Genomic DNA, 12,500 nt, shown 5'->3' on the forward strand with positions numbered 1-12,500 from the left:
CATGTTCTGAAACAGGAAAGCCCATGCCCCTGAACGTCTCCTCTGCCTTTCCCGACCTGGGGCGCGACGCCCCTGGTGGCAAGGCCGCGCGCGCCGGCAAGGCAAAGGCTGGCGCAGGCAAGGGCGGCGCCAGGAAGGCCGGCAAGGCCTCGGCCACTTCGGGCGACAAGGCCGCCACGCCTGCACAGTCCGCTGCCAGGCCTGCCGCCAGTCCCGCGCAGAAGGCGCTGCAGAAAATGGGACTGGTGCGCGACATCGACCTGGCGCTGCACCTGCCGCTGCGCTATGAGGACGAGACCCGCATCACCGCGCTGCGCAATGCGCGCGAAGGCGATACGGTGCAGATCGAGGCCACGGTCACCCACAGCGAAGTGCAGCTGCGCCCTCGCCGCATGCTCAAGGTCACGGTGGACGACGGCACGGCCGAATGCGTGCTGACCTTCTTCAGCTTCTACCCTTCGCACCAGAAAACCCTGTCCGTGGGCGCGCGGCTGCGCATACGCGGCGAGGTCAAGGGCGGCTTCTGGGGACGGCAGATGCTGCACCCCGCGTTCCGCGCGGCCGGGGGGGATCTGCCCACGGCGCTCACGCCCGTCTATCCGGTGGCGGCAGGACTGCCCCAGGCCTATATCCGCCGCGCAGCGGCCACGGCGATGCTGCGGGCCGACCTCTCCGATACGCTGCCCGCAGGAGAGCACCCGCCCGTGGCCCATTTCCACGGCAACGGCGGGCTGCCGCCGCTGTTCAGCCTGCGTGACGCGCTGCAGTTCCTGCACCATCCCACGCCCGATGTGGCCCTGGCCACGCTGGAAGACCATTCGCATCCGGCCTGGCAGCGCCTGAAGGCCGAGGAACTGCTGGCCCAGCAACTGTCGCAATACGAGGCCAAGCGCGAGCGCGCGCGGCTCAGGGCGCCCGTGCTGCGCGCATTGCCCATGGACAGCGCCCAGGGACTGGCGCGCCAGTTTCTCGACCAGTTGCCCTTTGGCCTGACCGGCGCCCAGCAGCGCGTGGTGGGCGAGATCCTCGCCGACATGCAGCGCCGCATGCCCATGCACCGGCTGCTGCAGGGCGATGTGGGATCGGGCAAGACGGTGGTGGCGGCGCTGTCGGCCGTGGCCTGCATCGAGGCCGGCTGGCAGTGCGCGCTGATGGCGCCCACCGAAATCCTGGCCGAGCAGCATTTCGGCAAGCTGGTCGGCTGGCTGGAGCCGCTGCTGGCCCCGCTGGGCAAGCGCGTGGCCTGGCTGGCCGGCGCGCAGAAGAAGAAAGAGCGCACCGCCATGCTGGAGCTGGTCCGCAGCGGCGAGGCGGCCCTGGTCGTGGGCACGCACGCCGTCATCCAGGACCAGGTGCAGTTCAAGAACCTGGCGCTGGCCGTCATCGACGAGCAGCACCGCTTCGGCGTGGCCCAGCGGCTGGCGCTGCGCCAGAAACTCGCAGCCTCGGGCATGGAGCCCCATCTGCTGATGATGAGCGCCACCCCGATCCCGCGCACCCTGGCCATGAGCTACTACGCCGACCTGGATGTCTCCACCATCGACGAGCTGCCTCCTGGGCGTACGCCCATCGTCACCAAGCTCATTGCCGACAGCCGCAAGGACGAAGTCATCGAACGCATCGGCGCCCAGGTCGCCCAGGGGCGCCAGGTCTACTGGGTGTGTCCGCTGATCGAGGAAAGCGAGGCGCTGGACCTGTCCAACGCCACGGCCACCCACGCCTACCTCAGCGAGATGCTGCCCGATGTCATGGTCGGCCTGCTGCATTCGCGCATGCCCACGGCCGAGAAGAAGGCGGTGATGGAGCTGTTCTCGGCCGGCGTCATGGGCGTGCTGGTCTCCACCACGGTGATCGAAGTGGGCGTCGATGTGCCCAATGCCTCGCTCATGGTGATCGAGCATGCGGAGCGCTTTGGCCTGTCGCAGCTGCACCAGCTGCGCGGGCGCGTGGGGCGGGGGGCGGCGGCCTCGGCCTGCGTGCTGCTGTATTCGGTGGGAGACAGCGGCCGCCTGGGCGAGACGGCCAAGGACCGGCTGCGTGCCATGGCCGAAACCAACGACGGCTTCGAGATCGCGCGGCGCGACCTGGAGATTCGCGGTCCGGGCGAATTCCTGGGTGCGCGCCAATCAGGCGCTCCCATGCTGCGCTTTGCCGATCTGGAGCAGGACCTGATGCTGCTCGACTGGGCCCGCGAGCTGGCGCCTCGCATGCTCGAGCAGCACCCGCAACTGGCCCAGCGGCATGTGGACCGCTGGTTGGGCGGCAAGGCCGAATTCCTCAAGGCCTGATGGGCCGGCCCCCGCTTGCGGGATGTTTCTGTTACGTATTTTTACGCGCACGGGCGCTGCCTGGTGGCGGCCTGCTCCGCAGGCCTGCAGCCCGCGCCAGGCAAGGTTTGCGTGTGCGTTGTAGCTGTCGGTAGGGAGCGCTTCATGCGGTCCTGGCGGTGACATCTGCGCGCGGCGACGGCATTGAGTATTTGTGACATTTTGGTACATTGAGTCGCAAAAAACAGGGTAGGTCCATCCGGGAGGGGATGGCCTGCCACTCCTCCCCACGCTTCCCCACGGGGAGGACGGCCGTGATCACTCTTGTGTTGTCCCATCTTTCTGAGAATGAGGAGCCGTCCACATGAATGAAGCCGTTCAAGCGAATGAACTCGTCGAGACCTCCTGGCGCATGGGCCTGGTGGCCCTGTCCTATGGCATTGCCGTGCTGGGCTCCTTCGTGGCCCTCACGGCGGCGCAGCGCATTCGCGGGCGCACGGGAATCAGCTGGCTGAATCTGCTGGCGGCCGGCACGGCGCTGGGCGGCATAGGCGTGTGGTCCATGCATTTCACGGGCATGCTGGCGCTGAACCTGGGCATGGGCTCGGGCTACTCCATGGTCGAAACCCTGGTGTCCCTGGTGGCTGCCGTCGCTGCGACCTCGGTGGCGCTGGCCTTTGTCGCGCGGCGGCCCGAAAGCGGGTTGCGCGTGCTGGGCGCCGGCACCCTGCTGGGCCTGGGCGTGGCCTTCATGCATTACCTGGGCATGTACGGCATGCGCTTTCCGGGCTTCATCGTCTGGTCCGTTCCCACCGTGGTGCTGTCCGTGGCCATTGCCGTGGTGGCGGCCAGCGCCGCTCTTTGGCTGTCGTTTCGCACCGGCTCGCTGGGCATGCGGGCGCTGGCGGCTGCCGTGATGGGGGCGGCAGTATGCTCCATGCATTACACGGGCATGGCCGCAGCAGACTTTGTATGCATTTCCGAGACACAGCGGTATGCTCGGCCGCAAGGTTTTGCCGTGATCAGCGCTTTGGACCTTCCCGTCTTTACCGTGATCGTGGCCATAGGCCTGGCAGCATTGATAGGCATGGACCAGCTCATGCAGCAGCGCGACCGGATGCGCCGGCCGCTGCACTAGGTGGATAAATTCAAAAAGCCGGCAGGTCGGGGAGCGCGCAGTGGTCATGCGTGGACGAGGACTGGCACAATCGAAATAGGACAAATCCTAGAGTCTGCACAGGAACTTTTGAGGGGAGCACCCCGGCAACCGGGCCGCAAGGCCTGGTTGCACAAAGGTTTCGGCCCAGGCTCCAGGTCTAAGACCATCGTATTTCCCGAGGTTCCCTCCCAGACACAGCTCGCCAATGACACTTACCGAACTCAAATACATCGTGGCCGTGGCACGTGAAAAGCATTTTGGCCGCGCCGCCGAAGCCTGTTATGTGTCCCAGCCCACGTTGTCCGTGGCGATCAAAAAGCTGGAGGAGGAGCTCGATGTCAAGCTCTTCGAGCGCAGCGCCGGCGAAGTGTCGGTCACGTCGCTGGGAGAGGAGATCATCCGGCAGGCGCAAAGCGTGCTGGAGCAGGCCGCCGAGATCAAGGAAATCGCCAAGCGCGGCAAGGACCCGCTGTCGGGCGTGCTCACGCTGGGCGTGATCTACACCATCGGCCCCTACCTGCTGCCCGATCTGGTGCGCAACTCCATCCTGCGCACGCCACAGATGCCGCTGATGCTGCAGGAGAACTACACCATCAAGCTGCTGGAGATGCTGCGCACGGGCGAGATCGACTGCGCCATCGTCGCCGAGCCCTTCCCCGACACCGGCCTGGCGCTGGCGCCGCTGTATGACGAGCCCTTCATGGCTGCCGTGCCCAGCACCCATGCGCTGGCCCAGAAGGACCATGTCTCCACCAGCGATCTCAAGAACGAGACCATGCTGCTGCTGGGCTCGGGCCACTGCTTCCGCGACCATGTGCTCCAGGTCTGCCCCGAGTTCGCACGCTATGCCAGCAACGCCGAAGGCATTCGCCGCACCTTCGAGGGTTCGTCGCTGGAGACCATCAAGCACATGGTGGCCGCCGGCATGGGCGTGACCCTGGTGCCGCGCCTGTCCGTGCCCGCCGATGCGCTGGAGACCACGGCGCGCCGCCGCAAGACCGACGAGCCGCACATCCGCTACCTGCCCATCCTCGAGGACGACGGCTCGGCACCGCCCACGCGCCGCGTGGTCCTGGCCTGGCGCCGCAGCTTCACGCGCTACGAGGCCATCGCCGCCCTGCGCAACGCGGTCTACGCCTGCGCCTTGCCCGGCGTCAAACGCCTGTCCTGATGACTGCACCGCTGCGCGGGCCGTGCCTCCAGGGCCACCGCGCTTGCGTTATCGTTGCTTTCGGTCTCCGGGCGGTCTGCCCGGGGCATATTCCATCCGTACGAAGTTGAAAGGGATCCCATGGCCAAAAATGCCAGCAAAGACAAGTCCGGTGCAAAGAAGCCAGAGGCCGTGCAGGCCGCCAAGACCGTGCAGGCAGCGACGGCCGATGTCGCACCGGTGTCCGTGCGCTCCAGCGCCATCCACATCGGCATCAGCGACAAGGACCGTGCCGCCATCTCCAAGGGCCTGTCGGCCCTACTGGCCGACACCTACACGCTCTATCTGACAACGCACAACTTCCACTGGAACGTCACGGGCCCGATGTTCAACACACTGCACACCATGTTCATGGGGCAGTACACGGAACTGTGGAACGCCGTTGATCCCATCGCCGAGCGCATCCGCGCCCTGGGCCATTTCGCACCGGGCTCCTATGCCGACTTCGGCAAGCTCACCAGCCTGGCCGACGTGCCCCACGATCCGCCCAAGGCCCTGGAGATGGTGCGCATCCTGGTGGCAGGCCATGAAGCCGTGGCACGCACGGCGCGCAGCCTCTTCCCGCTGGCCGACAAGGCCAGCGACGAGCCCACGGCCGACCTGCTGACCCAGCGCCTGACCGTGCATGAGCAGACCGCCTGGATGCTGCGTGCCCTGCTTGAAGAGTGATGCTGCACATGTCCCAAGCACCTGCCACGGCCCGGGAGTGATGACCGCGCATGCTCCGGACCTGGATTGACGCACACGCCGCCACGAGCGGCCTGTGCCTGGTACTGGCCGCCTTGGGCGGCCTTTTTTTCTACCTGCGCCTGCCCGCCGCCGCGCGGCTGCGCCATGCAGGCCTGCCGATGCCACGCGCCGCATGGCAGGGCCTGGTTGCGGCGGGCCTGCTGGCCGCGCTGGCCCTGGGCGTGATGGTGCGCGACATGCTGGGCCTGGGCCAGCCCGCAGGCTGCGACTCCTGCACCGACTGGCCGGTGCTGGACGATGCCCTGCACCAGTGGCTTGCTGGCCATGCCACCGATGCCTGGGTGCGCCCCGTGGTCGCCTTTACCCAGCTGGGCCATGTGGGCTGGATGGTGTCGCTGTCTGTTGCCGTGCTGGCGCTGCTGCTGTGGCGCCGCGACTGGCTGCATGCGGCCGCCTGGGTGGTGGCCACGGCGGGAGTCGGCCTGTGGATACGCGCCATCAAGACCAGCGTGGGCCGCCCGCGCCCCGTGGGCGGCTGGGTGCCCGAGGGCGGCTTCAGCTTCCCCAGCGGCCACAGCGCCGGCACCTTCGTGCTCTATCTGATGCTGGCCTGGCTGCTGCTGCCGTACCTGCGGCCTGCCTGGCGCTGGTGCGTGGGCCTGGCGGCCCTGGCCGTTGCCCTGGGCGTAGGCGCCAGCCGCGTCGTGCTGCGCGTGCACTATGCCAGCGATGTGCTGGCTGGCTGGCTGCTGGGCCTGGCCTGGATGGCGCTGGTGATCTGTGCCGTGGAGTGGGCGCAAACCCGCGTTGCCGGCAGGCGCTGCTGAGGCGCGCCGCCGAGCCCGCCCGCCCAGCGGCGACAATGCGGGCATTTTCGAATGTGATGCGTGCGATGGTCGGCCCACGGCCGCCATCGGCGCCCAGACGCCATGCCTACCTCCTCCTCTACGCCCATGCCTGCGCCCCGGCGCAGCAAACTGTCGCTCTACCTGGACCTGGTCCGCTTCAACCGGCCGGCCGGCTGGCTGGTCCTGGTCTGGCCCACGCTGGCCGCACTGTGGGTGGCGGCGGGCGGGTTTCCGGGCTGGCATCTGCTGGTGGTCTTCGTGCTGGGCACGGTGCTGATGCGCAGCGCCGGCTGCTGCATCAACGACATCGCCGACCGCGACTTCGACCGCCACGTCAAGCGCACCACGCAGCGCCCCATCACCTCGGGACTGGTCTCGGTGAAGGAGGCCGCGCTGCTGGGCGCGGCCCTGGCCCTGGTTTCGCTGGGCCTGGTGCTGACCACCCGCTGGGAGGCCGTGGCCTGGTCCGTGCCCGCCGTGCTGTTCACCATCCTCTACCCGTTCACCAAGCGCTTCTTCGCCATGCCCCAGGCGTTTCTGGGCATCGCCTTCAATTTCGGCATCGTCATCGCCTTCGCCGCCGTGCAGGGGCAGGTGCCCGCCACGGCCTGGATTCTGTGGTTGGCCAACATGTTCCTGGTGCTGGCCTATGACACCGAATACGCCATGGTGGACCGTGACGACGACCTCAAGATCGGCATGAAGACCTCGGCCATCACCCTGGGCCGCTTCGACGTGGTGGCCGTCATGGGTTTCTTCGTGCTCTGCGGCCTGCTCACGGTCTGGGCGTTGGCGCCCTTCGGCCTGGCCTGGCCTTTCTGGCTGGGCCTGGCCGTGGCTGCGGCCCAGGTGATCTGGCACTTCACCCTGATCCGCCACCGCACGCGCGAAGGCTGCTTCGTGGCATTCAGCAAGAGCCACTGGATCGGTGCCAGCCTGTTCGCGGGCGTGGCGCTGGGGTTTGCGCTGCGCTGAGGGCTCAGCGCTGAAAAAAGAAGGGAGGCCGGTGCCTCCCTTTTGCATGGTGCCTGGGCGCGCTGCGCCGGGCTCAGCGGCCGAACTCTGCGGCCAGCTCCTTGGCCCGTGTTTCCGCCGCCCGCATGGCGGCCACGAAATGCTCGGGCACCTGCTGCGCCTGCAGGTGCGTGATGGCGGCGTGGGTGGTGCCTCCCTTGCTGGTGACGCGCTGGCGCAGCACCTCGGCGCTTTCGCTGGAGCGGGCGGCCAGCTCCGATGCGCCCTGGAAGGTGGCCACGCCCAGGCGGTAGGACTGCTCGGCCGTGAGGCCCATGTCAACGCCAGCCTGTGTCATGGCTTCGAGGAACAGGAAGACATAGGCCGGGCCCGAGCCCGACAGGGCGGTCACGGCGTCCAGGTGCGCTTCCTGGTCGACCCAGACGAACTGGCCCGTGGTGGCCACCACCTGCTCGATGGCGCTCTTGCCCGCGGCATCGACCTGGGCGCGGGCGAACAGGCCCGTCATGCCCTTGCCCACCAGGGCAGGCGTGTTGGGCATGGCGCGCACGATGCGGCCCGTGCCCAGCCACTGGGCGATGGCGTCCGTGGGAATGCCGGCGGCCACGCTCAGGTGCAGGGCCTGGGCGGTGTGCGGCGCCACGGCCTGGGCGGCTTCCTTGAAGGTCTGGGGCTTGACGGCCCAGACCACGATGCCGGCACCGTCCAGCGCGCTGGCGGCGGCCGCGGCATCGGCATGGGCCGTGATGCCGAAGTTCGTGCGCAGCGCGTCGCGTGCAGCCTCGAAGGGTTCGACGACGACGATGCGGTCTGCGGATTGGCCCTGGCCGATCAGTCCGCCGATGATGGCGCTGGCCATGTTGCCGCCACCGATGAAGGCGATGACAGGGGAGGCTGTGGAAACGGTGTTCATGCTGGTGGCGGTGGAGAAGGAAAACGAAGAGTTTAGAGCGTGTTCCCACCGTGCCAGCGCATGTCCACGCCATGACTGGCGGCCAGGTCCAGGGGCTGTGCCGGGGCGCCGGGCCGCTGGCGCAGGGTGAGCGCGCAAGGGCCCTCTCCGCGGGTGGCAAGGCGCTGGCGCAGTGCGTCGCAGGCCGCCAGTGCCTGCGCGCCTTGCAGCAGCAGATCGAAGCCTGGCAATGCCAGCCGCGCGCCCTGGTTGTCCAGCTTCTCCAGCGGCAGGCCCGGGCCCAGCAGCGCCCGGTAGCGGTCCAGGCTGGCCTCCAGGTCGTGCACGGCGACGGTCAGCGAGGCCACGCCCAGCGCGCCGTTGGGATGCTCGCGCACGCTGCCTTCGGGCACGCGCAGCGCGCGCGGCGTGACGTCGCCGCACAGGAAGGGCAGGTCGGGCGTGGCGTGGCGCGCCGTCTGCCACAGCAGTTGCGCGCCGTCGGGGCGTACGCGGCCTCCGTCCACGGGGCCGACCAGGGTGTCCAGCCCCCGCCCGCGCGCCTCGGCCAGGGCCTGGGAGGTGCTGCGGGGCAGCAGGGCGAAGTCCACCAGCCCTTCGCCATGGTCGCGCAGCGTGCGGTACCAGCGCTCTTCGGGGGCCGGGGCGGTCCAGGCAATGATCTCCAGGTAGGCGCCATCGGCAAAGACGACCAGCGCGTTGTGCGAGGTGCGGCCCGGATGGCGGCCGCCGATGGCGACCTGGAAGCCCAGCGCGCGGTAGTCCGCCACGGCGGCCTCGAGGTCCTGCACGGCGATGACGATGTGGTCCAGCGGAAGTGCCATGAATGCTCCTGTGTTGTAAGGGGGTGCCGTCCGGATTCTCAGTCTTCGAGCTGGATCTTGTTGTCCCGCACGAAGCGGCCCCAGCGCTCATATTCCTGGCGCACCCAGCGGTCGAGGGCGGGTCCGTCCGTGGCCATGACTTCGAAGCCCGACTGCATGAGCTTGCTGCGGATGTCGGGCGTGTTCAGCGTGGCCTGGAAGTCTTCGGTGAGCTTGTGCACCGTGGCGGCCGGCGTGGCGGAAGGCGCGAACACGCCGATCCACGAATAGGCCTCGAAGCCCGCAAAGCCCGATTCGGCCACGGTGGGCACGTCGGGCAGCTCGGGCAGGCGCTTGAGGCCGGTCACCGCCAGCGGCTTGATCTTGCCCGCCGAAATCTGGCCGCGCAGCGCCGCGTAGCTGAGCAGCGTGAGGTCGGACACATTGCCGAGCACGGCCTGCACGGCCGGGCCGCCGCCGCCGTAGGGCACGTGCAGCACGTAGGTGCCCGAGCGGCGCTTGATGTCTTCCATCACCAGGTGGTTCATGGACCCCAGGCCGGTCGATGCGTAGCTGTATTTGCCCGGGTTGCGGCGCGCCAGCTCCAGGAAGCCGGCCAGGTCCTTGGCGGGCACCGAGGCCGAAGCGCCGATCACCAGCGGAAAGCGCAGCGCCAGCGACACGCCCGTGAAGTCCTTGAAGGTGTCGTAGGGCAGCCGGGACTTGGCGATGGGATTGATGGCATGGGTGTCGAAGCTGAACAGCAGGGTGTTGCCGTCCGGGGCGGACTTGGCCACGTACTGGGTGGCGATCTGGCTGGCGGCGCCGGGGCGGTTCTCGACGATCACCGACCGCCCGGCCACCTCGCCCAGGCGCGGCTGCAGTATGCGCGCGGCGATGTCGGTGCTGCCCCCTGGCGGGAAGGTGATGACCAGCTTGAGCGGGGCGGCACCCTGCGCGAACGCCGTGCCCGCCGGCCCCAGCAGGGATGCGGCGGCCATGGCCAGCAGCAGCTGGCGGCGGTAGAGGTGGCGTGAAGGGCTGCGTGTAGGGCTGCGTGAAGGGCGGCAGGGCATGGAAACTCCTTTTCAAGCGCATTGACGGGCAGAGGGGAGAGGGGGTCTGTGCGTGGGGCCTGGCGTCAACCCATCCATTGGCTCACCGGCACGGCCGTGTCCTGGAGCTCTTGCGAGATCACATCCACCAGCGCCGGGCCGTCGTGCATCAGCGCAGCCTTGAGCGCGGCTTCGAGGTCTGCCGGGTCCTCCACGCGCCATGCCTTGACGCCGAAGGCCTCGGCCACGCGGGCATGGTGGGTGCGGTTGAAGTCGACGGAGAAGTAGCGTTCATCGTAGCCGGACTTCTGGCTGGCCTTGATCCAGCCGAACACGCTGTTGGAGAACACGATCATCTTCAGCGGCACGTTGCGGCGCACGATGGTTTCCAGCTCGCCGCAGGTGAAGCCGAAACTGCCGTCGCCCATGACCGCGACGACCACGGAATCGGGCTGGCCGATGGCTGCGCCAAAGCCGGCGGACATGGCAAAGCCCAGCGCCCCGTGCGCGCGGTTGGTGATGAAGTGCCGGCCGGCCTGGGGCGCGTCGAAATAGGCCGTGAAGTAGGGGCAGGGCGTGCCGGGGTCGGCCACCACGATGGCGCGCGCGGGCAGCAGGCGGTTGAGCGTGTCCACCACGCGCTCGGGCTTGATGGGGCGCTCCAGCGAGGCGGCCAGCGGCGCGAAGAAGGCCAGCTTGGCGGCGCGCGCGGTGGCCGCCAGCGCGGCGCCGTCCGCGGCATCGGCGGGGCGGCGGGCGATGCGCTGCTGCACGGCTGCGTGCAGCGCCTGCAGGCCCAGCAGGGCGTCGCCCACCAGGGCCACGTCGGTGCGGTAGTTGGTGCCTATGGTCATGGCGTCCACGTCCAGATGGACGATGGTCACCTTGCGCGAGGGCATCTGCCAGTGCTCGGTGGTGGTGGAGCCGGCGCGTGCGCCGATGAACATCACCAGATCGGCCTGCGCCACCACGGCGCGCGTGGCCTCGACGCCGCCATTGGTGCCCACCACGCCGGCATTGAGCGGATGGCTGCCGGCAAGACTGCCCTGGCCGCTGACGCTGGAGCACACGGGCGCGTTGAGCAGGGTGGCCAGCGCATCCAGCGCGGCGCCGGCGCCCGCGATGAGCACGCCGCCGCCGCAGATCAGTACGGGGGAGCGTGCCGCCACCAGGCGGTCGGCTGCCTCGGCCACGGCCGCCGGATCGGGCGCGGACCGGTAGGCGGGATAGCGGTCATGGCCGGGCTGGGCCCAGACATCGGCCGGATCCAGCGCGTGCTTTTGCACGTCATAGGGCAGGCAGATATGGGTGGCGCCGGGCCGGCCCGTGGTCATGGCGCGAAAGGCGCTGCGCACGGCATGCGGAATCTGGTCCACGCGGTCGATGGTGGTATTCCACTTGGTCAGCGGCCTGTACAGTGCCTGCTGGTCCAGTTCGGTCAGCGGGAACTTGCCGCGTGCGCCCACGGAGACGTCCGAGGTGATGCCCAGCACGGGCACCGAGGATTCGTTGGCCTCGGCCAGGCCGGGCAGCAGGTAGGTGGCGCCGCCGCCGCTGGGGCCTTCGCACACGCCCACCTTGCCTGTGACGCGCGCATAGGCGTCGGCCATGTAGCCGGCGCTGCGCTCGTCCCGCGTGAGGATGTGGTCCATGCCGTGGTCCAGCCGCGCCATGGCGTCGTAGAAGGGCAGGCTGGTGTCGCCGCACAGGCCGAAGATGTGCTTGACGCCGTTGAGCTGAAGCATGCGGACCATGGCGTCGGCGCCATTGAAAGCGGTGGTCATGTCGGGAGTCTCCGGGCAGGTTGGATGAGGGGTTTTTAAGAATCCATTTCAGTATACTTAAAAGTATCCAAAGCGCCAGAGGGCACAATGGCGCCATGAAAATCTCCAACATCCGCCACGAACGGGGCTCCAGCGTCTACAGCACGCTGCGTGACATGGCCATTTCCTACGAGTTCAAACCGGGCGAGCGCCTGAGCGAGAGCGAACTGGCGCTGCGCCTGGGCGTGAGCCGCACGCCCGTGCGCGAGGCACTGACGCGGCTGGTGGCCGACGGTTTTCTGCTGCCCGCCAGCCGCGGCTACATGCGGCGCGAGCTGGACGTGAAGGAGTCACTGGACCTGTACGAGGCCCGCGTGGCCGTGGAGCGCGAATGCGTGCGCTTGGCCGTGGAGCGCGCCACCGATGCCCAGATCGACGAGGCGCGGGCCTATCTGGAGCAGAGCCAGCGCGTGGCCTCCGACACGCCGGTGCGGCAGCTGGTGGACCTGGACGAGGGATTCCATCTGCGCATTGCCGACATGGCCGGCAATGCCGAGCTGCGGCGCATGCTGGTGAGCCTGAACGAGCGCATCCGCTTCATCCGGTGGATCGACATGGAGAACGTGGGGCGCGCCTCCACCCAGCACGAGCACCTGGAAATCCTGCAGGCCTTGAGCGACCGCGACGCCCAGGCCAGCGAACGCCTGATGGCCGAGCACATCGGCCTGCGGCGCGAGCAGATCGTGGAGGCGATTGCGCGCGGTCTGACGCGCATCTACCTGCCGCAGGAGCAGGTGCAGGCCACGCCCTGAAGCGC

At 68.5% G+C, this 12,500-nt stretch carries 11 protein-coding genes; 7 read left to right on the forward strand and 4 right to left on the reverse strand.

Annotated elements, in window-relative coordinates:
• Nucleotides 1-23 precede the first annotated feature (23 nt).
• The 6 genes from recG to ubiA all read left to right on the forward strand — a co-directional run bounded on the left by recG (nt 24) and on the right by ubiA (nt 7,149).
• Complete coding sequence (recG, locus tag GRX31_RS03750; RefSeq protein WP_160851560.1) at nt 24-2,288, forward strand: ATP-dependent DNA helicase RecG; 2,265 nt, start codon at nt 24-26, stop codon at nt 2,286-2,288.
• A gap of 343 nt (nt 2,289-2,631) precedes the next feature.
• Nucleotides 2,632-3,405, forward strand: coding sequence for an MHYT domain-containing protein (locus GRX31_RS03755; RefSeq protein ID WP_043789162.1), 774 nt, complete (start codon nt 2,632-2,634; stop codon nt 3,403-3,405).
• 226 nt (nt 3,406-3,631) lie between these two features.
• On the forward strand, nt 3,632-4,597 hold the full coding sequence (locus GRX31_RS03760) for a LysR substrate-binding domain-containing protein (RefSeq protein ID WP_016449154.1): 966 nt from the start codon (nt 3,632-3,634) through the stop codon (nt 4,595-4,597).
• 120 nt (nt 4,598-4,717) lie between these two features.
• Entirely contained in the window at nt 4,718-5,305 is a 588-nt protein-coding gene (locus tag GRX31_RS03765) for a Dps family protein (RefSeq protein ID WP_016449155.1), read from the forward strand.
• Between the two features lie 50 nt (nt 5,306-5,355).
• On the forward strand, nt 5,356-6,153 hold the full coding sequence (locus GRX31_RS03770; RefSeq protein ID WP_126311171.1) for a phosphatase PAP2 family protein: 798 nt from the start codon (nt 5,356-5,358) through the stop codon (nt 6,151-6,153).
• Between the two features lie 126 nt (nt 6,154-6,279).
• Nucleotides 6,280-7,149, forward strand: a complete 870-nt coding sequence (gene ubiA, locus GRX31_RS03775; RefSeq protein WP_016449157.1) for a 4-hydroxybenzoate octaprenyltransferase — start codon at nt 6,280-6,282, stop codon at nt 7,147-7,149.
• 73 nt (nt 7,150-7,222) lie between these two features.
• Here the strand turns inward: ubiA and proC are convergent, their stop codons facing one another.
• The 4 genes from proC to GRX31_RS03795 form a co-directional block, all read right to left on the reverse strand.
• Entirely contained in the window at nt 7,223-8,062 is an 840-nt protein-coding gene (proC, locus tag GRX31_RS03780; protein ID WP_016449158.1) for a pyrroline-5-carboxylate reductase, read from the reverse strand.
• A gap of 32 nt (nt 8,063-8,094) precedes the next feature.
• Nucleotides 8,095-8,886, reverse strand: a complete 792-nt coding sequence (locus tag GRX31_RS03785) for a VOC family protein (protein WP_160851562.1) — start codon at nt 8,884-8,886, stop codon at nt 8,095-8,097.
• Nucleotides 8,887-8,924: 38 nt separating this feature from the next.
• Nucleotides 8,925-9,941, reverse strand: a complete 1,017-nt coding sequence (locus GRX31_RS03790) for a tripartite tricarboxylate transporter substrate binding protein (RefSeq protein WP_016452013.1) — start codon at nt 9,939-9,941, stop codon at nt 8,925-8,927.
• Nucleotides 9,942-10,006: 65 nt separating this feature from the next.
• Nucleotides 10,007-11,704 (reverse strand): thiamine pyrophosphate-binding protein, encoded by a 1,698-nt coding sequence (locus GRX31_RS03795; protein WP_016449161.1) that lies wholly within the window; start codon nt 11,702-11,704, stop codon nt 10,007-10,009.
• Nucleotides 11,705-11,799: 95 nt separating this feature from the next.
• Here GRX31_RS03795 and GRX31_RS03800 point away from each other — a divergent pair, with 95 nt between their 5' ends.
• Nucleotides 11,800-12,495 carry a GntR family transcriptional regulator gene (locus tag GRX31_RS03800; protein ID WP_016449162.1) on the forward strand — a complete coding sequence of 232 codons (696 nt, stop codon included), beginning with the start codon at nt 11,800-11,802 and terminating at the stop codon, nt 12,493-12,495.
• The last annotated feature ends 5 nt before the right edge of the window (nt 12,496-12,500 follow it).

This window comes from Delftia sp. CH05, from assembly GCF_009827015.1.
In the GTDB taxonomy this organism is placed as follows: Bacteria; Pseudomonadota; Gammaproteobacteria; order Burkholderiales; family Burkholderiaceae_C; genus Comamonas; species Comamonas tsuruhatensis.